General features: G+C 70.3%; 15 protein-coding genes and 1 riboswitch. Of the genes, 13 read left to right on the forward strand and 2 right to left on the reverse strand.

Annotated features, from left to right (window positions below; all coding sequences use genetic code 11):
• Positions 1 to 306: 306 nt before the first annotated feature.
• The 4 genes from ABT186_RS06000 (at position 307) to ABT186_RS06020 (ending at position 9,111) form a co-directional block, all read left to right on the forward strand.
• Positions 307 to 1,095, forward strand: coding sequence for an ABC transporter ATP-binding protein (locus tag ABT186_RS06000; protein ID WP_351923794.1), 789 nt, complete (start codon positions 307 to 309; stop codon positions 1,093 to 1,095).
• Positions 1,092 to 3,668 carry an ABC transporter permease gene (locus ABT186_RS06005; protein WP_351923796.1) on the forward strand — a complete coding sequence of 859 codons (2,577 nt, stop codon included), beginning with the start codon at positions 1,092 to 1,094 and terminating at the stop codon, positions 3,666 to 3,668. The genes ABT186_RS06000 and ABT186_RS06005 overlap by 4 nt, the downstream gene beginning before the upstream one ends.
• Positions 3,669 to 4,115: 447 nt before the next feature.
• Positions 4,116 to 7,664, forward strand: coding sequence for a transcription-repair coupling factor (gene mfd, locus ABT186_RS06010; RefSeq protein ID WP_351923798.1), 3,549 nt, complete (start codon positions 4,116 to 4,118; stop codon positions 7,662 to 7,664).
• A gap of 727 nt (positions 7,665 to 8,391) precedes the next feature.
• On the forward strand, positions 8,392 to 9,111 hold the full coding sequence (locus ABT186_RS06020; protein WP_351223508.1) for an HNH endonuclease family protein: 720 nt from the start codon (positions 8,392 to 8,394) through the stop codon (positions 9,109 to 9,111).
• A 134-nt stretch (positions 9,112 to 9,245) separates the two neighbouring features.
• On the opposite strand, the gene ABT186_RS06025 is transcribed toward ABT186_RS06020, so the two are convergent.
• Together ABT186_RS06025 and ABT186_RS06030 are read right to left on the reverse strand one after the other, a co-directional pair.
• Entirely contained in the window at positions 9,246 to 9,965 is a 720-nt protein-coding gene (locus ABT186_RS06025; protein WP_351223490.1) for a hypothetical protein, read from the reverse strand.
• Between the two features lie 98 nt (positions 9,966 to 10,063).
• Complete coding sequence (locus ABT186_RS06030; protein ID WP_351223488.1) at positions 10,064 to 10,768, reverse strand: Rv1352/Rv1906c domain-containing protein; 705 nt, start codon at positions 10,766 to 10,768, stop codon at positions 10,064 to 10,066.
• A gap of 194 nt (positions 10,769 to 10,962) precedes the next feature.
• Here ABT186_RS06030 and ABT186_RS06035 point away from each other — a divergent pair, with 194 nt between their 5' ends.
• From ABT186_RS06035 to ABT186_RS06075, 9 genes are all read left to right on the forward strand, one after another.
• The gene (locus ABT186_RS06035; RefSeq protein ID WP_351923800.1) at positions 10,963 to 13,026 is read left to right on the forward strand and encodes an N-6 DNA methylase; all 2,064 of its coding nucleotides are present in this window, start codon (positions 10,963 to 10,965) and stop codon (positions 13,024 to 13,026) included.
• A gap of 127 nt (positions 13,027 to 13,153) precedes the next feature.
• Positions 13,154 to 13,717, forward strand: a complete 564-nt coding sequence (locus tag ABT186_RS06040) for a hypothetical protein (protein ID WP_351223484.1) — start codon at positions 13,154 to 13,156, stop codon at positions 13,715 to 13,717.
• Positions 13,718 to 13,734: 17 nt separating this feature from the next.
• On the forward strand, positions 13,735 to 15,237 hold the full coding sequence (locus tag ABT186_RS06045) for a protein kinase domain-containing protein (RefSeq protein WP_351223506.1): 1,503 nt from the start codon (positions 13,735 to 13,737) through the stop codon (positions 15,235 to 15,237).
• 147 nt (positions 15,238 to 15,384) lie between these two features.
• Positions 15,385 to 16,212, forward strand: coding sequence for a glycoside hydrolase domain-containing protein (locus ABT186_RS06050; protein ID WP_351223482.1), 828 nt, complete (start codon positions 15,385 to 15,387; stop codon positions 16,210 to 16,212).
• 138 nt (positions 16,213 to 16,350) lie between these two features.
• On the forward strand, positions 16,351 to 17,001 hold the full coding sequence (locus ABT186_RS06055; RefSeq protein ID WP_351223480.1) for a SurA N-terminal domain-containing protein: 651 nt from the start codon (positions 16,351 to 16,353) through the stop codon (positions 16,999 to 17,001).
• 85 nt (positions 17,002 to 17,086) lie between these two features.
• Entirely contained in the window at positions 17,087 to 18,079 is a 993-nt protein-coding gene (locus ABT186_RS06060) for a nucleoside triphosphate pyrophosphohydrolase (protein WP_351923802.1), read from the forward strand.
• 20 nt (positions 18,080 to 18,099) lie between these two features.
• Positions 18,100 to 19,389 carry a cytochrome P450 family protein gene (locus ABT186_RS06065; protein WP_351223476.1) on the forward strand — a complete coding sequence of 430 codons (1,290 nt, stop codon included), beginning with the start codon at positions 18,100 to 18,102 and terminating at the stop codon, positions 19,387 to 19,389.
• 202 nt (positions 19,390 to 19,591) lie between these two features.
• Positions 19,592 to 20,614, forward strand: a complete 1,023-nt coding sequence (locus ABT186_RS06070; protein WP_351923804.1) for a transglycosylase family protein — start codon at positions 19,592 to 19,594, stop codon at positions 20,612 to 20,614.
• Positions 20,615 to 20,812: 198 nt separating this feature from the next.
• Positions 20,813 to 20,983, forward strand: a riboswitch (cyclic di-AMP (ydaO/yuaA leader).
• A gap of 4 nt (positions 20,984 to 20,987) precedes the next feature.
• Positions 20,988 to 21,680, forward strand: coding sequence for a transglycosylase family protein (locus ABT186_RS06075; protein WP_351923806.1), 693 nt, complete (start codon positions 20,988 to 20,990; stop codon positions 21,678 to 21,680).
• The last annotated feature ends 264 nt before the right edge of the window (positions 21,681 to 21,944 follow it).

The following is a 21,944-nucleotide window of genomic DNA, read 5'->3' on the forward strand; positions in this document are numbered from 1 at the left end:
GGACGAGAAGTGGCCAGGGCGTCCTTAATCTGGCTTTACGCCGTTGGGGAGCGGCCGGCACGCACGGGGGGCGTGCCGGCCGCACCGGAGGGGGTGGGGTTATCCCCAGCGGAAGAGGGGGCCGGGCACCAGCGCGCCGGGACGGCCATCGACGCGAGACTCGTCGAGGCACCAGGACGAGGGGCCGACTCACCACCTCAGCAAGCATCAGCATGCTGCGCCACTGACCGACGCAGACCGACACCCACCGACGCAGACAGCTGCAGACACACACAGTCAAACAGAGTCCGACATAGGAGAATTGACATGACATCGGCCGTGACCATTCCCAGGCACGGGGGTACTGGAGGGCGTACGGCCGTTGCCGCGCGAGCGCGGCAGGTCGTCAAGGCGTACGGGTCCGGTGAGACCCGTGTCGTCGCCCTCGACCAGGTCGACGTGGACATCGCCCGCGGTCAGTTCACCGCGATCATGGGCCCCTCGGGGTCCGGCAAGTCCACGCTGATGCACTGCCTCGCCGGTCTCGACACCGTGACGAGCGGTCAGATCTTCCTCGACGAGACCGAGATCACCCGCCTGAAGGACAAGAAGCTCACGCAGCTGCGCCGGGACCGGATCGGGTTCATCTTCCAGGCGTTCAACCTGCTGCCGACGCTGAACGCGATCGAGAACATCACGCTGCCCATGGACATCGCCGGCCGCAAGCCGGACAAGGCGTGGCTGGACCGGGTCGTGGAGACCGTGGGCCTCGCCGATCGGCTCAAGCACCGGCCCACCCAGCTCTCCGGCGGCCAGCAGCAGCGCGTCGCCGTGGCCCGCGCCCTGGCCGCCCGCCCCGAGATCATCTTCGGTGACGAGCCGACCGGAAACCTCGACTCGCGCGCGGGCGCCGAGGTGCTGGGCTTCCTGCGCCGCTCGGTGGACGAGCTGGGCCAGACCATCGTGATGGTCACGCACGACCCGGTCGCCGCCTCGTACGCGGACCGGGTGCTGTACCTCGCCGACGGCCGCATCGTCGACGAGATGCACCAGCCGACGGCCGATCAGGTACTGGACCGCATGAAGGACTTCGACGCCCGGGGGCGTACGTCATGACCGTCCTGAAGACCTCGATGCGCAACTTCTTCGCGCACAAGGGCCGCATGGCGCTGTCCGCGATCGCGGTGCTGCTGTCGGTGGCGTTCGTCTGCGGCACGCTGGTGTTCACCGACACCATGAACACGACCTTCGACAAACTGTTCGCGGCCACCTCCTCGGACGTGACGGTGAGCGCGCAGAGCGCCTCGGACAGCGGTGAGACCCAGTCCGGCAACGGCAGGCCGCCCGTCATGCCCGCCTCCGTGCTCGCCAAGGTGCGGGGGGCCCAGGGTGTGAAGTCGGCCGAGGGGACGGTGTTCTCCACCTCGGTGACCGTCGTCGACGCCGACAAGAACAACCTGTCGCCCAAGAGCGGTGCGCCCACCATCGTCGGCAGCTGGAACGGCAACGACGCCCGCACCATGAAGATCACCTCCGGTGCGGCGCCGCACGGCTCCGGTCAGGTCATGGTCGACTCGGACACCGCCGACAAGCACCACCTCAAGCTCGGCGACGGCATCGGCGTGATCAGCGCACTCGGCACGCACACCGCGAAGATCTCCGGCATCGCCACCTTCACCGTCACCAACCCCGGTGCCGCGATCTTCTACCTGGACACGCAGACCGCGCAGCAGACGCTCGTCGGCAGGACCGGCGTCTACACGAACGTCAACGTCACCGCGGCCAAGGGCGTCAGCGACGACCAGCTGAAGAAGAACGTGGTGGCCGAGGTCGGCGGCGCCTACAAGGTGCAGACCGCCAAGGAGACCGCGGACGCCAACCAGAAGAGCGTCAAGAGCTTCATGAACGTCATGAGGTACGCGATGCTCGGCTTCGCCGGGATCGCCTTCCTCGTCGGCATCTTCCTGATCATCAACACCTTCTCCATGCTGGTCGCCCAGCGGACCCGGGAGATCGGCCTGATGCGGGCGATCGGCTCCTCCCGCAAGCAGGTCAACCGGTCCGTGCTGGCCGAGGCGCTGCTGCTCGGCATCGTCGGGTCCGTGCTCGGCGTCGGCGCGGGCGTCGGTATCGCGGTCGGCCTGATGAAGCTCATGGGCCAGATGGGCATGCACCTGTCGACGAACGACCTGACGGTCGCGTGGACGACTCCGGTGGTCGGCCTCCTGCTCGGTGTCGTGGTCACCGTCCTGGCCGCCTATCTGCCCGCCCGGCGCGCCGGCAAGGTCTCCCCGATGGCGGCGCTGCGCGACGCGGGCGCTCCTGCCGACGCGAAGGCGGGCCGGGTGCGGGCCGTGGCCGGTGTGCTCCTCACCGGCGCCGGCGGCTACAGCCTGTATGTGGCCGCCGCCTCCGAGAAGGCGAAGGAGGGCTCTCTCTGGCTCGGCCTGGGCGTGGTCCTCTCCCTGATCGGCTTCGTGGTCATCGGCCCGCTGCTCGCGGGCGGGGTGGTCCGGGTGCTCGGTGCGGTCCTGCTGCGGGTCTTCGGTCCCGTCGGCCGTATGGCCGAGCGCAACGCGCTGCGCAACCCGCGCCGTACGGGTGCCACGGGCGCCGCGCTGATGATCGGACTGGCCCTGGTGGCATGCCTGTCGGTGGTCGGCTCCTCCATGGTCGCCTCGGCGACCGACCAGCTCGACAAGACCGTCGGCACGGACTTCATCATCCAGAGCGACGGCGGTCAGCTGATCACGCCGGAGGCGGTCAGGGCCGTGAAGTCGACGCAGGGCCTTGAGCGGGTCACCGAGTACAAGACGGTCGACGCCACGCTGACCGGGCCCGACGGCCGGTCCGCGGACGAGACGATCAAGGCCGCCGACCCGACGTACGCGCAGGACCTGCGCACCAAGACGGTGGCGGGCAACCTGACGGACGCCTACAAGCCCGACTCGATGTCCGTCTACGAGGGCTTCGCGAAGAAGCACGGCGTCAAGCTCGGCTCGACGGTGGCGGTCGCCTTCAAGGACGGTACGAAGGCACGGCTCACGGTCCGCGCGATCACCAGCGACGACGTCGTCGTCGACAAGATGTCGATATACGTGTCGACGGCGACGACGGCCAAGTACGTGCCCGCCGACAAGATGCCGCTCGACCGACTCGTCTTCGCCACGGCCAAGGACGGGCAGCAGGCGGCCGCGTACAAGGCACTGAAGTCCGCGCTGCACGACTACCCGCAGTACACCGTCCGTGACCAGACCGATTACAAGAAGGCGCTGAAGGACCAGATCGGCCAGCTGCTGAACATGATCTACGGCCTGCTGGCGCTGGCGATCATCGTCGCGATCCTCGGTGTGGTGAACACCCTGGCCCTGTCGGTGGTGGAGCGCACCCGGGAGATCGGCCTGATGCGGGCGATCGGACTGTCGCGGCGGCAGCTGCGGCGCATGATCCGCCTGGAGTCCGTGGTGATCGCCCTCTTCGGCGCCCTGCTCGGACTGGGTCTCGGAATGGGCTGGGGCGCGACGGCCCAGAAGCTGCTGGCTCTGCAGGGCCTGCACATCCTGCAGATCCCGTGGTCGACGATCATCTCGGTGTTCATCGGCTCGGCGTTCGTGGGCCTGTTCGCGGCGCTGGTGCCGGCGTTCAGGGCGGGCCGGATGAACGTACTGAACGCGATCGCCACCGAGTAGCCAACGGGCGGGGAGTACGGGGGAACGGGGGAAAGCCCGGCGTCGGAGAGCGGTGGCTCTCGGGCGCCGGGCTCCGGCGTGTGTGGCTCGACCGGGGCATTCTCGGCTCGTCCGGCGTTTGAGGACGAGGCCGTTCGGGCCGGTATCGGGGTTTGGGGGTGGGCCCTTGGGGATGGGTCTTCCGGTGCCGGGCTTGGGTACGGACTCAGCCTGGCCGGGGCATGCTCAGCCCGTCCGGCGTTTGAGGACGAGGCCGTTCGGGCCGATGAAGGGGGTCTGGGGGCGGAGCCCCCAGGGACGATCACCCCGACGCCGGGTGCCGGACCGGCCAGGGTTGTCCACAGGCCCGGCGCACGCCAGCGCAGCGTCGTACGCTGGACAACCCCGGCCCCCGAAACCCTCGCGGCCGGGTGTTCGTGTTGCCCACCCGGGACGGGATACCCCTTCATGAGCCTGCACGGTCTGCTCGACGCCGTCGTCAAGGACGCCGCACTCGCGGAAGCGGTGAAGGCCGCCACCGACGGCAACCGGATGCATGTCGACCTCGTCGGCCCTCCGGCGGCGCGCCCCTTCGCCGTGGCCGCGCTGGCCCGGGACGCGGGCAGGCCCGTCCTCGCCGTGACCGCGACGGGGCGCGAGGCCGAGGACCTCGCCGCCGCGCTGCGCTCACTGCTGCCGCCGGACGGCGTCGTGGAGTACCCGTCGTGGGAGACCCTCCCGCACGAGCGGCTCAGCCCCCGCAGCGACACCGTCGGCCGTCGTCTCGCCGTCCTGAGACGACTCGCCCACCCCAGCGCCGACGACCCCGAGACCGGCCCGGTCTCCGTCGTCGTCGCCCCCGTCCGCTCCGTGCTCCAGCCCCAGGTCAAGGGCCTGGGCGACCTGGAGCCGGTCGCCCTGAGGACCGGGCAGCAGGCCGACCTGAACAACGTGGTGGACGCCTTGGCCGCGGCCGCGTACTCCCGGGTGGAGCTGGTGGAGAAGCGCGGCGAGTTCGCCGTGCGCGGCGGCATCCTGGACGTCTTCCCGCCCACCGAGGAACACCCCCTGCGCATCGAGTTCTGGGGCGACGACGTCGAGGAGATCCGATACTTCAAGGTCGCAGACCAGCGCTCCCTGGAGGTCGCCGAGCACGGCCTGTGGGCACCGCCGTGCCGTGAGCTGCTGCTCACGGACGACGTACGGCGGCGGGCCGCGGCCCTCGCTGAGCAGCACCCCGAGCTGGGCGAGCTGCTCGGCAAGATCGCCGAGGGTATCGCGGTGGAGGGCATGGAGTCCCTCGCCCCCGTGCTCGTCGACGACATGGAGCTCCTCCTCGACGTCCTGCCCAAGGGCGCCATGGCCGTCGTGTGCGACCCGGAGCGGGTGCGCACGCGTGCCGCGGACCTGGTGGCGACCAGCCAGGAGTTCCTGCAGGCGTCCTGGGCGGCCACGGCGGGCGGGGGTGACGCGCCGATCGACGTAGGGGCGGCCTCCCTGTGGTCCATCGCGGACGTCCGGGACCGTGCGCGCGAGCTGGACATGATGTGGTGGTCCGTGTCGCCGTTCGCGGCGGGCGATGCCCCCGACGACCTCGACGCCCTGGACGGGGACACCCTCAAGCTCGGCATGCACGCCCCGGAGACCTACCGCGGCGACACGGCGAAGGCGCTCGCCGACACCAAGGGCTGGCTCGCCGACAGCTGGCGCGCGGTGTTCGTGACCGAGGGCCACGGCCCGGCGTCCCGCACGGTCGAGGTGCTGGGCGGCGAGGGCATCGCAGCCCGCCTCGACGCGGACCTGGGCACGCTGTCCCCCTCGGTCGTGCACGTGGCGTGCGGCTCGATCGAGTACGGCTTCGTGGACCAGGCGCTCAAGCTCGCGGTCCTCACGGAGACCGACCTCTCCGGCCAGAAGACGGCCACACGCGACGGCGCCCGCATGCCGGCCCGCCGCCGCAAGACCATCGACCCGCTGACCCTGGAGACCGGCGACTACATCGTCCACGAGCAGCACGGCGTGGGCCGCTACATCGAGATGGTGCAGCGCACCGTCCAGGGCGCGACCCGCGAGTACCTGGTGGTGGAGTACGCCCCGGCCAAGCGCGGCCAGCCCGGCGACCGCCTCTACATCCCCACCGACCAGCTGGAGCAGATCACCAAGTACGTCGGAGGCGAGGCCCCGACGCTGCACCGCCTGGGCGGCGCCGACTGGACCAAGACGAAGGCGCGCGCGAAGAAGGCGGTCAAGGAGATCGCCGCGGACCTGATCAAGCTGTACAGCGCGCGGATGGCGGCGCCCGGCCACGCCTTCGGTGCGGACACGCCGTGGCAGCGCGAGCTGGAGGACGCGTTCCCGTACGCCGAGACGCCCGACCAGCTCACCACGATCGCCGAGGTCAAGGACGACATGGAGAAGTCGGTCCCGATGGACCGCCTGATCTGTGGCGACGTGGGCTACGGCAAGACGGAGATCGCGGTCCGGGCCGCATTCAAGGCGGTCCAGGACGGCAAGCAGGTCGCCGTCCTCGTCCCCACCACCCTGCTGGTGCAGCAGCACTTCGGCACGTTCAGCGAGCGCTACTCGCAATTCCCGGTGAATGTGCGGGCGTTGTCCCGTTTCCAGACGGACGGGGAGGCGAAGGCGGTCCTGGAGGGCCTGCGGGACGGCGCGGTGGACGTCGTCATCGGCACGCACCGACTGTTCTCGTCGGAGACGAAGTTCAAGGACCTGGGCCTGGTCATCGTCGACGAGGAGCAGCGCTTCGGCGTCGAGCACAAGGAGCAGCTGAAGAAGCTCCGCGCGAACGTCGACGTGCTGACGATGTCAGCGACCCCGATCCCCAGGACCCTGGAGATGGCGGTGACGGGCATCCGCGAGATGTCCACGATCACCACCCCGCCGGAGGAGCGCCACCCGGTGCTCACCTTCGTCGGCCCGTACGAGGAGAAGCAGATCGGCGCGGCGATCCGCCGTGAGCTGCTGCGCGAGGGGCAGGTCTTCTACATCCACAACCGGGTGGAGTCGATCGACCGGGCCGCGGCGCGACTGCGTGAGATCGTCCCCGAGGCGCGTATCGCCACGGCCCACGGCCAGATGTCGGAGCAGACCCTGGAGCAGGTCGTCGTCGACTTCTGGGGGAAGAAGTACGACGTCCTGGTCTCGACGACGATCGTCGAGTCGGGCATCGACATCTCGAACGCGAACACGCTGATCGTGGAGCGCGGCGACAACTTCGGCCTCTCCCAGCTGCACCAGCTCCGCGGCCGCGTGGGCCGCGGTCGGGAGCGCGGCTACGCGTACTTCCTGTACCCGCCGGAGAAGCCGCTGACGGAGACGGCCCACGAACGCCTCGCGACCATCGCCCAGCACACGGAGATGGGCGCGGGCATGTATGTGGCGATGAAGGACCTGGAGATCCGCGGCGCGGGCAACCTGCTCGGCGGTGAACAGTCCGGCCATATCGCGGGCGTGGGCTTCGATCTGTATGTACGGATGGTCGGCGAGGCGGTCGCGGACTACCGCGCGTCCCTGGAGGGAGGCGTGGAGGAGGAGCCGCCGCTGGAGGTCAAGATCGAGCTCCCGGTGGACGCGCACGTCCCGCACGACTACGCGCCCGGCGAGCGGCTGCGCCTGCAGGCCTACCGTGCGATCGCCTCCGTCAACACGGAGGAGGACATCAAGGCCGTACGCGAGGAACTCGTCGACCGCTACGGCAAGCTCCCGGAACCGGTCGAGAACCTCCTGCTGGTGGCGGGCCTGCGTATGCTCGCCCGTGCCTGCGGCGTCGGCGAGATCGTCCTGCAGGGCAACAACATCCGCTTCGCCCCGGTGGAGCTGAGGGAGTCCCAGGAGCTGAGGGTCAAGCGGCTGTACCCGGGGACCGTCATCAAGCCGGCGGTGCACCAGGTCCTGGTACCGCGCCCCAAGACCGCGAAGGTCGGCGGAAAGCCGCTGGTCGGCCGGGAACTGCTGGGCTGGGTCGGGGAGTTCCTGACGTCGATCCTGGGGTCGTAGGGCACAGGCCACCGGCCGGACCCGGCCGCCGGTGGCGTCCCCGAGCGCGGTGGCCAGGCGGTCGCATACCTCCTGCTGGGCGGCGATGCGCCGGTCGATCACGGCGAGGCGGTCCGGGACGACCCGGAGCGCCCTGTCGGAGGCGTGGCCGGCGGTGATGTCGCCGTCCAGGCAGGGGACGCGCACCTGTGGAGGGCTCGCGCCGGAGGCGCCTCACTACCGGCGATACGCCCGGCGTGCACTAGTTGCCCCTTGCGGGGTGTTATGGGCATGACTCCTCGGCGGCTACCGTGAGATCAGGCCGCCGCACCCGTTCGGACGAGCGGCGCAGGCAAGGGGAGGGCGTCTCATGGTGCGTGTGAGGGGTCGGGGCGCCGCCGTTGTCGTGGTCCTGGCCGCCGTGAGCGGCTGCAAACAGGAGACGAAGGGTTCGCGGGCCCGCAGAGGACGGCGGCCGCCGGTACGGCCCTCGCCGCGGTCGACTCGCTGACCGTGAAGGGACGGGCGCCGAAGACGGGGGACAGCCGGGACAGGTTCGGCACCCCGTGGGCGGACACCGACTCCAACGGCTGCGACATCCGCGTCAACTCTGTGTTGCGTGGCGCGATTGCAGGGTTCTCGCAGCGCATGTCGGGGGTGGCGTGCTGTGCGGTCTGAGAGGCACGTGAGGCACAGCAGCCGGACTCGGGGCGTCATCCTGGCATCCGCCGCGCTGCTCGGTACCGGAATGATCCTTACCGGCTGCAAGGGTGGAGGCCTCCTTGCGGACGACGCTCCCTCGGGTTCCGCCGTCCCAACTGCCGGTCATGGTCGCGCTGTGAACCCACTGGACAACCCGGACGGAACGAAGCCGGGACTGGCAGCGATCACCTCGCCCGCGGACCAGGCAAAGGCGCGAACTCTGATCGAAAGAGTCCCGACGAAGGGGCGTGGCCCCAAAACGGGGTACGCACGAGACGAGTTCGGCTACGCCTGGATGGACTCGGCTCCGGGGGGCATCCCGTTTGCTCACAATGGGTGTGACTCGCGGAACGATCTCTTGAAACGTGATGGAGAGGATGTCCGTTTCCGGGCGGGCTCGGACTGCGTCGTCACCTCCATGACGCTGCATGACCCGTACACCGGGAAGACGATCGAGTGGACGAAGTCCCGTGCGACGACGGTCCAGATCGACCATGTCATGCCGCTGTCGTACGACTGGCAGATGGGTGCCTCCCACTGGACGAAGGGCAAGCGGGAGGACATCGCCAACGACCCGCTCAACCTGATCCCGGTGGACGGACCGACCAACGGCGCGAAGGGCGACTCGGGTCCGGCGACGTGGTTGCCGCCGAACAGGAGCATCCGCTGCTCGTACAGCGTGCGGTTCGCGCAGGTCTCGCTGAAGTACACGCTGCCGGTGACGGCGGCGGACAAGCAGATGATGGTGAAGCAGTGTGGCGGGTAACAGCGGTCTGCGCTGCCGTCGGAGGCTCCGCCGCTCCCTCTTCAACCTCCAACCTCGAACCGGACGCAAGCGCACCCCGCCTCCGGCGAAGCGGAGGCGGGGCGTCTACTGCTGTGCCGGTATGAGCGCGGGCCTCAGGCCGTCTTCTTCAGGGACGCGACGATCTGCTCCGTCAGCTTCTTCGCCGTCGCCGCCCCGTTGTCGTGGCCGTCCGTCGACATCACGCTCACGACGTTCGGGCCGACGCGCGCGGCGATCAGGGTGGTGCCGTTCTCCCAGGCGCTGTCCGTGAGCGTGACGGTGTAGGCCGAGTCACCGAGTCCGGACGTCGCCCGGCCGGCCACCTTGACCTTCGTGTGGGTCTGCGAGTCGGTGAAGGTCGCGCACGCCGAGGCCACGCGCTCCAAGTCCTTCAGAACCGTTGCCGCTGTCGTCCCGCGGAACGTGTCGATCTCCTGCGCGATGTCCTCCGAGGTGTTCTTGCTGACGTAGTCGTTCTGTGCGAAGGACACGCCCGAGACCCCGGTGATGCTGATCCAGCTGGTCTGGCCCAGCTTCTCGCAGTCCGGCTTCGCCGACGCGGGAGCGGAGGACGGTTCGGTGTACGTGCCTCCGGAGTCCCGGGCCCCGCTCGGGTCCACGGCGAAACCCGTTGCGAAGAACGACGCCGGCGCCAGGGCCTTCTTGAGCTGCGTGCCCGTCGGGAGACCGGCGTTCGGGTCCTGGGAGGCCGACTGCTTCGGCTTCGCCGTACCGCCGGAGGAGTCGGACGAGCCGGATGAGCAGGCGGTCAGGGCCAGCGCAAGAGGGAGTGCCGTGACGAGGCAGAGGGCGGCGGGTGCGGTGCGACGCATGAGAGTTCCTTCAGGCGAGATGACGTGCGATGAGGGGTGTCGGGCGGGAGCGGTGTCGGGTTGGCGGGCCGCCCGCCCGGCCGGGCGGGAGCGGGGGGTCAGGACGTCTTCGTCCAGTCCTTGCAGCCCGTGGTCTTGAAGTAGGCGTCGCCCGCGCTGATCGTGACGACGGCGGATCCCCGGGCGTTGTCGTTCGCGGCGACGGACTTCAGGCCGTGCAGGGCGTCCTTGGCGCGCTCCCAGTAGCACTGGTCGTCCGAGTTGCCGGTGGACTTGTACGTGCCGGGGGCGATGTCGACGCCGACTCTGTACATTCCGCCGTCGCCGTTGATCCTGGAGCCGGAGGGCGCGCCGGTGGCCTTCTTGCCGACGGCCTCCCAGTCCTTGCAGCCGCTGGACTTGAAGAGCTTGTCGGTGGCCTTGACGGTCACATAGCTCGTGCCGGTGACGTTGTCGTTGGCGATCAGGGAGTCGGTGTCGCCCGAGGCGTCCTTGGCGCGCTCCCAGTAGCACATGCCGTCGGTGTTGCCGGTCGTACGGTATGTGCCGGGCTGGACGTCCTTGCCGACCACGTAGCTGCCGTCGCCGCCGAGGGCGGGCTTGTCGTGGGCCCCTGATTTCGTGCCGGAGCCGTTTCCGCTCTTTTGGCCGGAGTGCTGTCCCGCGGATGCGGACGAACCCTTCCCGCCGCTGTCGTTCTTGGCTGCTTCCTTGGCTGCTTCCTTGCCTGCGTTCGCCGACACGGCGCCGATGACGACGACACCGACGACAGCCCCCAGCGCGATCCTGCCCTTCATACCCACGGCTGTTCCTCCCCCGGTCGACTGGCGACCGCCACTGCGGCGGATCGCTCGTTCGATGGGTCAATAAGAGCAGAGCCTGTGAACCGAGTCAACATGGTCCACATGTTGAGTCGAGTACACGGTCGTGAAAGGGTGGATCTTGCGTACATCGGTATAGTCGGCGCAACAGAGCGAGGCGGAGGGGAGCCGAGCGAGTGCAGGACAACGGGACAGAGGTGACCGCCGCCGGAATCGCCCGGCTCGCGGGGGTCGGCCGTGCCGCCGTCAGCAACTGGCGCCGCCGCCATGCCGACTTCCCCAAACCCGTCGGCGGTACCGAGACCAGCCCCTCCTTCGCGCTCGCCGAGGTCGAGGACTGGCTGCGCCGCCAGGGCAAACTCGCCGAGGTGCCCCTGCGGGAGCGCGTCTGGCAGCAGGTCGCCGGGCACCCCGAAGGACCCGTCACGGCCCTCGTCCACGCGGGCTGCGTCCTCGTACTCGTCCACGACCGGCCCACGGTCTGGAAGGAGGCGAGCGCCGACTCGGACACCCGCCTCGCCCAACTGCTGCCCACCGCCCTCGAACAGGTGCTCACGCCCCGCTTCGGTGTGCTCCGCAAGCCCGCCGTGCCCGTCCCGACGCCCGCGCAGCTCCTGCAGTCGGCCCCGCTCCTGCGCGGCGTCGCCGACCTCGCCGCGGAACTGGGCGCCCGGCGGACGTACGAGTTCCTGCTCGGCCGGCACCTCGACGCCAACCCGCGCCAGTACACGCTCACCCCGGGCGACGTCGCCGCCCTGATGGCCGACCTCGCGGGGCCCGCCCGCACCGTCCTTGACCCGGCCTGCGGCACCGGCGCCCTGCTGTGCGCGGTCGCCGCGGAGCCCGACCAGGAGCTCTACGGCCAGGACAGCGACCCCGGCCTCGCCGCCCTCACCGCGCTGCGTCTCGCGCTGCACACGAAGGCCGCCGTCCGCGGCGCCGCCGCCGACAGCCTCAGGGCCGACGCGTTCGACTCCGTCAGGGCCGACGCCGTGCTGTGCCACCCGCCGTTCAACGAGCGCAACTGGGGCCACGACGAACTGGCATACGACCCGCGCTGGGAGTACGGCTTCCCGGCCCGCACGGAGTCCGAACTCGCCTGGGTGCAGCACGCGCTGGCCCGCCTCAGGGACGGCGGCACCGCCGTCCTGCTGATGCCGCCCGCCGCCGCCTCCCGCCGCTCGGGCCGCCGTATCCGCGCCGACCTGTTGCGCCGCGGCGCCCTGCGCGCCGTGATCGCCCTGCCGGTGGGCGCGGCGCCCCCGTACAACATCCCGCTGCACCTGTGGGTGCTGCGCCGCCCCGGAAGGGCGCCCGTGCAGCCCGAGTTGCTGCTCACGGACGCGGGCGCGCTCGGCTCCGAGGGCCGCGGCGGCCCGGACTGGAAGGCCGTGCGCACCGCCGTCCTGGACGCCTGGCGCCCGTTCGCCCGCACCGGCACCGCACCGGACGTGCCGGGCGTGAGCCGGTCCGTGCCCGTCATCGAACTCCTCGACGACGACGTCGACCTGGCCCCCGCCCGCCATCTCCCGCCGCCCTCGGCGGGCGGAGGCGCCGAGGGGCTCACGGCCCTGCGGGCACGCCTCGACGAGACGCTTCGCCTCACCACCGACCTCGCCCCGCCCTCCCCCAGGCTCTCGACTGCGCTCGAGCAGGGAGGTGCCCCCGTCGACGCCGCCGAGCGGGCCCGCTGGCCCCTGACCACCGTCGGCGAACTCGCCCGCGCCGGCGCCCTGGTGATGCGCACCGGCGGGAACGGCCCCCACGCGCGCGTGCTCACCGACCACGACGTCCTCACCGGCACCGCGCCCTCCGGGACCCTGCCCGAGACCGGCGAGGAACCGGTCCTCGTCGAAGAGGGAGATGTCGTCGTACCCGTCCTGGGCGGCGGCGCCGTCGCGCGTGTGGTCGACGGGGCGACCGCCGGAGCCGCCCTGGGGCGCAACCTCACGCTCCTGCGCCCCGACCCGGCCGCGCTCGACCCCTGGTTCCTCGCCGGTTTCCTGCGCGGCACCGCCAACAACCGCCAGGCCAGCAGCTACGCCTCCACCGCGACCCGGCTCGACGTGCGCCGCCTCCAGCTGCCCCGGCTCCCGCTGGACCGGCAACGCCGGTACGGTGACCGCTTCCGGGCACTCGCCGCGTTCGAGGACGCCCTCCGCCTGGCCGGCCGCCTCGGTGAACAGCTCGTCCGCGGCCTGCACGACGGACTGACGGACGGGAGGGTCGCACCGGACTGAGAGTTTTGCGGCCCTCCTTCCGGTACGGCAACGGTTCGGCGCAACCCGGGACCGCCTGTCCGAGGAGGGCTATACGCTCGGACTTCGACACTCGTACGTCCGTCCTCACCCGGTCCCAGGAGCAGTCATGTACGGCCACGGCGCGGCGCCGCCCACCCGCACTTCGGGCACGGTCATCACCCTGCGCGTGCTGTTCCCCATCGCCGGCTTCTTCAGCTGCGGACTGCTCGCCTGCCTCTCGCTGTTCCGGGTCGCCGTGCTGCGCGGCAAATGGTGGGACTGGCTGCTGGCCTGGATCAGCCTGCCCCTGTCCATCGGCGGCATCGCCGTCATCGGCTCGGTCCCGGAGAACGACCCCCGGGGGGACATCGCGCTGGCCGTCATCCTCCTCCTCGGCGCGCTCAGCGGCGCGTACTTCGTGGTCTTCGACATACGCCACCACCGCACCCTGCCGCCCACCGGCCCGATGCCGACGCAGACCACGGCCTACATGCATCCTCAGCCGGGCTACGGCTACCCGCCCGCCCAGCCGTACGCCGCCACGCAGGCGGCGCAGACCCCGCCGCCGCCCTACACCCCCACGCCGCCGCCCCCGCAGCCGCAGCGTCCCGCGCCCGCGCGCATCGACCAGGTGCGGGCCGAACTCGACGAACTGAGCGACTATCTGCGCAAGCACGAGGGCGACAGGTGAGCGTGGCGACCGGACGAATCGTCGCCGGCCGCTACGAACTCTCCACGCTCATCGGCCAGGGCGGCATGGGCCAGGTCTGGACGGCGTACGACCAGCGCCTGGACCGGCGCGTGGCGGTCAAGCTGCTGCGCCCCGACAAGGTCGCGGGCCAGGAGGCCGACGAGTTGCGCCGCCGCTTCATACGCGAGTGCCGCGTCACCGCGCAGGTCGACCACCCCGGCCTGGTGACCGTGCACGACGCGGGCAGCGAGGGCGAGGAGCTGTACCTCGTCATGCAGTACGTCGACGGGGCAGACCTCGCCGACCACCTCGCCGAGCACGACCCCTACCCCTGGCAGTGGGTCGTCGCCGTCGCCGCGCAACTGTGCGCCGTGCTGTCCGCCGTGCACGCCGTGCCGATCGTCCACCGGGACCTGAAGCCGCGCAACGTGATGGTCAAGCAGGACGGCACGGTCACCGTCCTCGACCTCGGCGTGGCATCGGTGATGGACACGGACACGACCCGCCTCACCCACACCGGTTCCCCCATCGGCTCGCCCGCCTACATGGCGCCCGAGCAGGCTATGGGCGGCGCGGTCGGCCCGTACACCGACCTGTACGCACTCGGTGTGCTCATGCACGAACTCCTCAGCGGAGACGTGCCGTTCTCCGGCTCCACCGCGCTCGGCGTGCTGCACCGCCATCTCTACGAGCCGCCCGTCCCGGTGCGCCGGCTGCGCTCCGAAGTGCCCGAGGTCCTCGAATCGCTCGTCCTGCGCCTGCTCGCCAAGGATCCGCAGCACCGCCCGGCCTCGGCGCAGGAGACGTACGAGCAGCTGCTGCCGCTCCTCCCGGCGCGCGGCATGCCCACGGGCGCCCCGCTCGACCCCACGCGGCCCTTCCTGCGTCCGCACGCCCCGTGGCCGGACCGGGCGCGTATCCCGGCGCCCCAGCCGCAGCCGGCCCCGGCGGTCGAGAAGCCCGATGTCGCGGGCGCCGTCGACGAGGTCAAGCGCCTCCTCGGCGAGGGCCGCATCACCCAGGCCGTCGACATCCTCGGCGCGATCCTCCCGGCGGCCGCAGCCCAGCACGGCGAGAACTCACCGGTCGTGCGCACCCTGCGCAAGCAGTACGCGGCCACTCTCATGGACGACGGCCAGTACCGGCGTGCGCTGCCCGAACTGCGCCGCCTCGCCGACGAACGCGCCGCCGAGGCGGGTCAGGCCGACCCCCAGTCCCTGCGCTTCCGCTACGACGCCGCGCAGTGCCTGGAGCAGCTCGGCGATCCGGCGGCCGCGCTCGCCGAGTACCGCGCGCTGCTGCCGTACTACGAGAACCAGTACGTCGCGGGCGACCCGGAACTCGCCCACGACGTGCGCCGCCGCATCGGCCACCTGCTGCTGGCCCTCGGCGACCGGGCCGCCGCCCACGACACGCTTGTACGGCTCCTCCATGACGTCGAACGCCTGCGCGGCCCCGGCCATCCGCTGGCCGTGGACGTTCGCCGGACCCTGCAGTGGCTGGGGCAGGTGCGCGGCTGAGGGGCGCATGAGGCGCTTGTTTTTGCAGTGGCTTGAAAGAATCTTGTGCGATTGAAGGGATTACGTTTCCCGAACGCGGAAGCGGTCTGCATTAGGTTGCGTGCGCTTGCGTCTTACACACATTTGACCATCAGGGGTGGGCCGTTCATGTCGAGCCATCGGCTGTCGAAGAAGCGCAGATACATCGCCTGGTCCGTGGCCGGCGCCGCCGTGGTCGCCGGGGCCGGGATCGCGGCGCAGACCTCGATGGCGGCGACGACCTGGCCCGCTCAGAAGACCTTCACCGGCCGCGCCTTCGACACCTGCAGCGCACCCTCGCTCTCCGCGATGAAGGCCTGGAACACCGGCTTCTACGGAGCGGCCGCCGTGTACGTCGGCGGCAAGAACCGCGGCTGCAGCCAGCCAAACCTCACCGCTTCCTGGGTGAAGTCGGTCAGCTCCATCGGCTGGAAGCTCATCCCGATCTACGTCGGCGCCCAGCCGCCCTGCCAGACCAGCTCCAGCCCGGAGAAGCTCACCGCCTCCACCGCCGCCTCCCTCGGAGCGAGCGACGCGGCCGACGCGGTGGCCAAGGCCTCCGCCCTCGGGATGAAGGCGGGCAGCCCTGTCTACCTCGACATGGAGCCGTACGACATCACGAACAAGGCGTGCAACGACGCCGTGCTGACGTACGTCCGCGCCTTCGACAAGGGACTGCACGCCAAGACGTACCGCACCGGCTTCTACGGCTTCACCAGCTCCAGCGCCAAGGCCATCGCCACCGCCACCGACAAGACCGACCTGCCGGGCAACCTCTGGTACGCGCTGTGGGACAAGACGAACACCACGACCACGGACTGGCCGTGGGGCTCCACCCAGTACACCAACCACAGCCGCGGCCACCAGTACATGGTCAACAGCAAGGAGGCGCGCGGCGGTTACACGATCACCGTGGACCGGGACGCCTGGGACGCACCGGTGGCCATCACCGGCTGACAACGAGGCGGGGGCGCGACGGTGCCCGAAGTCCGTGGGAATCGTTGGTCGAATGGGTTGGCCAGAGCCTGCCCACTGCCTACCATCGATCACCGCAAGACTTTGTGCACCGTCGCACAATCTCCTCGGGAGGCCACCTTGCACCGCCGTCGCACCGCGATCGCCCTCAGCGCGGCCCTGGCCGCCGCCCCTCTCCTCACCGCGTGCGGCGGGACCGCCCATGCGGGTGCCGCGGCCGTCGTCGGGGGAGAGAGGATCACGGTCGCACAGCTGGAGAGCCGGGTGAACGAGGTGCGCACCGCCCAGCGCGCCGCCGCACCGGACGACGCCCAGTACCAGCAGACGATCGCCCGGACCAGCAGCCTCACCCGCGACACGCTCCACAGCCTGGTCCTGGACCGGGTCCTTGACCGCGCCGCCGAGGATGCCGGAGTGACCGTCACTCGTCGGGACGTCGAAGAGATGCGGATGGGCCTGGAACAGCAGGCGGGCGGCTCGAAGGCGCTGCAGTCGGCGTGGCTGCAGCAGTACGGGGTGGCCCCCCAGCGCCTCGACGACAACCTCCGTGCGGAGGCCGAGGCGCAGAAGCTGGCCGCCGCGCTCGGCGTAGACATGAACACGACCGACGGCAAGGCCACGTTCTGGAAGGCGATGTCGCAGGCGTCCAAGGAACTCCGCGTCGACCTCAATCCGCGTTACGGAGCGTGGGACGTGCAGAAGAGCAGCCGCGTGGACGCGAAGACGCCGTGGGTCAAGGAGGTCACGGCGGCGACACAGCAGCCGGCGTGACGCGGGGGCGGACCGCCCGCCTGTGGGGAGCCGGCGCCTGTGGAAAACTTCCGGGGTGATCGGTGGCGTGGGTTACGTTCGAGGGGTGAACGCAACCAGCTTCGAAGGAGCCCCGGACGCGACCGCCGCCCCCGGCCGAATCGTCCTGCTCACCACCAGCCACCGGGTCGCGCCCGGACTCCTGTCCTGGCCGGCCTGGCAGGCGCTGCGCGACGCCGACCAGGTCCTGTGCGCGGACGGCGCGCATCCGCAGCTGCCCTATCTGCGCGAGGCGGGCATACCCGTCGACGAGGCCGCCCCGACCGCGCAGGAGTTGGTGGACGCCTGCGCCGGCGGCCGCACCGTGGTCGTCGTCGCGACCGGCGAGGGCGAGCCGCACCTCACCGACGGCCTGGCCCGGCTGGCCGGCTCCGGAAGGGTGCGGATGCCGGAGCTGGAGCTGCTCCCCGCGTCGTACGACCTCCCGGGCGCCCGCCTCCTCGACCTCGTCCAGGTCATGGACCGCATTCGCGCCGAGTGCCCCTGGTCCTCCCGGCAGACCCACATGGGCCTGGCCAAGTACGGCATAGAGGAGGCGTACGAACTGGTCGAGGCGATCGAAGCGGGCGACCGCGACGAACTGCGCGAGGAACTGGGGGACGTCCTGCTCCAGGTGGTCTTCCACGCCCGGATCGCCGAGGAGGACCCGGACGCCCCCTTCTCCATCGACGACGTGGCGGGCGGCATCGTCGCCAAGCTGATCCACCGCCACCCGCACGTCTTCGGCGACGAGACCGCGACGACGCCCGAGGAGGTCAAGGAGCACTGGCTGCGCACGAAGGCGGTCGAGAAGCAGCGCACATCGGTGACGGAGGGCATTCCTCTCGGCCAGCCGGGCCTCGCACTGGCGGCGAAGCTGGCCTCACGCGTACGGACGGCCGCCCTCGAGGTTCCGCTGCCGACGGGGGAGAGCATCGGATACGAGCTGCTCGACCTGGCGGTGCGCGCGGAGGCGCAGGGAGTGGACCCGGAGGCGGCACTCCGGGCGGCGGCTCGGGCCTATCGGGATGCGATTCGGGGGGTGGAGGCCGGGGGCTGAGCGGCGGATACCGTCAAGGAGTGACCAACCAGCCCCACCCCCAGCCCCCCATCCCGGCTCCCGAACTCTTCACCTGGGAGTTCGCCACCGACCCCTACCCCGCCTACGCCTGGCTCCGCGAGCACGCGCCCGTGCACCGGACGAGGCTCCCCAGTGGTGTGGAGGCCTGGCTGGTCACCCGTTACGCCGATGCCAAGCAGGCCCTCGCCGACCAGCGGCTCAGCAAGAACCCGGCGCATCACGACGAGCCAGCGCACGCCAAGGGCAAGACCGGCATCCCCGGCGAGCGCAAGGCGGAGCTGATGACGCACCTCCTCAACATCGACCCGCCGGACCACACCCGGCTGCGCCGGCTCGTCTCCAAGGCCTTCACACCCCGGCGCGTCGCCGAGTTCGCACCGCGGGTCCAGGAACTCACCGACCACCTCATCGACCAGTTCGCAGGCCGGGGCGAAGCCGACCTCATCCACGAGTTCGCCTTCCCGCTCCCCATCTACGCCATCTGCGACATGCTCGGCGTACCCCGCGAGGACCAGGACGACTTCCGGGACTGGGCGGGCATGATGATCCGGCATGGCGGGGGGCCGAGGGGCGGGGTCGCCCGGTCAGTGAAGAAGATGCGCGGGTATCTCGCCGACCTCATCCACCGCAAGCGCGAGGCGCTCCCCGCCGAACCCGCCCCCGGCGAGGACCTCATCTCCGGGCTCATCCGCGCCTCCGACCACGGCGAGCACCTCACCGAGAACGAGGCCGCCGCCATGGCCTTCATCCTGCTCTTCGCCGGGTTCGAGACCACCGTCAACCTCATCGGCAACGGGACGTACGCCCTGCTCACCCACCCCGAGCAGCGTGCCCGCCTGCACGGCTCCCTCGCCGCCGGCGAACACGGCCTCCTGGAAACCGGTGTCGAGGAACTTCTCCGCTACGACGGCCCGGTCGAGCTGGCCACCTGGCGGTTCGCCACGCAGCCGCTCACCATCGGCGGGCAGGACATCGCCCCCGGCGATCCGGTCCTCGTCGTGCTCGCGGCTGCGGACCGGGATCCGGAGCGGTTCGCCGACCCCGACGTCCTCGACCTTTCCCGCCGTGACAACCAGCATCTCGGGTACGGACACGGCATCCATTACTGCCTCGGTGCCCCCCTCGCCCGACTGGAGGGACAGACCGCTCTCGCCACGCTCTTCACCCGTCTCCCGGATCTGCAACTCGCGGGGGATTCAGCCGATTTGCGCTGGCGTGGCGGGCTCATCATGCGGGGATTGCGCACACTTCCCGTGCAGTTTGCACCGGTTCGCGACAAAGGCCGATGACGTTCTGTCAGCGGTCGGTCATGGCGTAGTGAACACGCCGACGGTCACAGAAAGGTGACAGAACCTCAATTCTGTGATCTTTACGTGATCTACGCTGCATTAACTTGTGACAAGCGTTCGACTGCGACTACGTTCACGCAGCAACGCGACGGTTCGCCACAGCCGCCGCGTTGGTCACTGCTGTCGCGTGAAAGGCAACCGCATGCTCCCCGGGAACGGTCGTCACCGTCGCCCCCGTCAGGCTCCGGCTCTCCTCGTCGCGGCAGGGGTGACCGGCTCAGCGATTGCGATCCCGCTCCTCGCCGCCTCCGGCGCGAGCGCGGCCAGCGGTACCACCTGGGACAAGGTCGCAGAGTGCGAGAGCGGCGGGGCCTGGAGTGCCAACGCCGGCAACGGTCACTACGGCGGGCTCCAGTTGACCCAGGCGGACTGGAACAAGTACGGCGGCCTCGACTACGCCCCCAGCGCCGACCAGGCCAGCCGCTCGCAGCAGATCGCCGTCGCCGAGAAGATCCTCGCCGACCGGGGCGTCTCCGCCTGGTCCGCCTGCGGTGCGATCTCCGGACTGGCCCAGGACTCCAGGTCCGCCGGCGTCGACACGGGCCTCGCCGGCGACTCGTCCGGCGGTGGCTCCTCCTCGGACTCCGACGTCGATTCCGGACTGTCCAACTCATCCGGCCTGTCCAACTCATTCGGATTGTCCACGTCGGCTACGACTTCGCACTCGTCGTCATCTTCACCCTCTTCATCCCCGTCCTCTTCTTCGTCCCCCTCCGCGAAGGCGACCGCCCACTCCGGCAAGGGTGACAGCGGCGCGAGCGACTCCCAGGGTTCGGGGAGCTCGTCCACGCCCACCGCGAAGGGTGAAAAGTCGGACAAGTCCGGGCAGGATGGCGCCTCTTCGACTCCGAGCGCGAGTGCGACCTCCGGTGTCGGCCGTCATCGCGGCGGCAGTGCCGACGAGAGCGCCACGGACGGTCGTACGGCCGACTCGACCGGTCGGCACGCCTCACGAGACTCCGCCACCGCAAGCGACTCCGTCGACGGCTCGTACACCGTCCGTCCCGGAGACAGTCTGTCGGTCATCGCCGACTCCCTTGACCTCAAGGGTGGATGGCTGGGGCTGTACGACGCGAACAAGTCGGCGGTCGGTACCGATCCCAACCTCATTATTCCCGGTCAGAGCCTTGCGCTCGATTCCGCACCGGCCACGGAACGGCCCTGAACTACCGTCCGGGCGGGGTGTGTTCACGTCCCGCTTCACGTCAAATGTCCGGTTTGGCGAAAGTGAGAGATGGGTCTCAATAGCCCTGATCGTCTTTGAAAATCGGTGGATCGACTGTTTACGGTCGTGACCGCTCGCCATAGCGGGCCCCAACGGTTGCAACGCCGAATCCTGCCAGCGGCCGTATGGGAACAGTCGTCGCGTCATGCGCCGTAGGCAGGAGCGGGGGACCCAAGGTAGGCGCCGCGCCCGGGAGTTGGCTGACCGGGAGCGGCTTGGGGTGAAGCCGTGCATCGAGAGGTGCGCGGCCGGGCAACTCAACCGGCTCGAACCCGACAGCTCACCTCGCAGGCGTCGGTGAGGGGATCGAACCATGCTGTGTTCCGGCAACGGCAAGCACCGCCGCCCGTCCAAGACCACTCGCGTCATCGCGCTCGCCGGCGTCACCGGCGCTGCCATCGCCGCCCCGCTGCTCGCGGCCGGCAACGCCTCGGCCGCCACCGCCGCCCAGTGGGACGCCGTCGCCCAGTGCGAGTCCGGCGGCAACTGGTCGATCAACACCGGAAACGGCTTCTACGGCGGTCTGCAGTTCACCAACTCCACCTGGGCCGCGTACGGCGGCACCGCCTACGCTCCGCGCGCCGACCTTGCCGGCAAGGCGCAGCAGATAGCCATCGCCGAGAAGGTCCTCGCGGGCCAGGGCAAGGGCGCCTGGCCGGTCTGCGGCAAGGGTCTGACCAGCACCCCGTACAACGGCGGCGGCAGCAGCTCCTCGAGCAGCGCGAAGACCACCACCCGCTCGACCGCCCCGAAGAAGGCCTCCCGTTCGGCCCAGCGTCCGGCCGCCCCGAAGGCCGCAGCCACCCCGAAGGCCGTCACCACCCCGACCGGCGCGACCGTCAAGAAGGGCGACGGCGAGTACAAGGTCGTCAAGGGTGACACCCTCAGCGGGATCGCCGCGGCGCACCACGTCGCCGGCGGCTGGCAGAAGCTGTTCGAGCTGAACAAGGACATCGTCAAGGACGCCGACCTCATCTACCCGGGTCAGCAGCTGCACTTGAAGTGACGCCCGGCTCGTAGTCGAACCACAGCGCTCTCATATCCCTGGTCCCCATAGTGGAGGCCCGGTGAGAGCCACCACCGTCCCCACGGGCTCCCCGCCCCGGTGCGTTTTCCCCCGTACGCACCGGGGCGGGGTTTTTCCATGTCGGCCCCACCCTCGCCCCGCGATTTTCCACTTCCTTTGTTCCGGGCGGGAACAATGGGTACCGTCAGTCCTGTCCACGGGACGGTCGGTCGGCTGCCGACAGCCCCGGGACGGTTAGGCTCT

Source organism: Streptomyces sp. NPDC001634, assembly GCF_040298185.1.
In the GTDB taxonomy this organism is placed as follows: domain Bacteria; phylum Actinomycetota; class Actinomycetes; order Streptomycetales; family Streptomycetaceae; genus Streptomyces.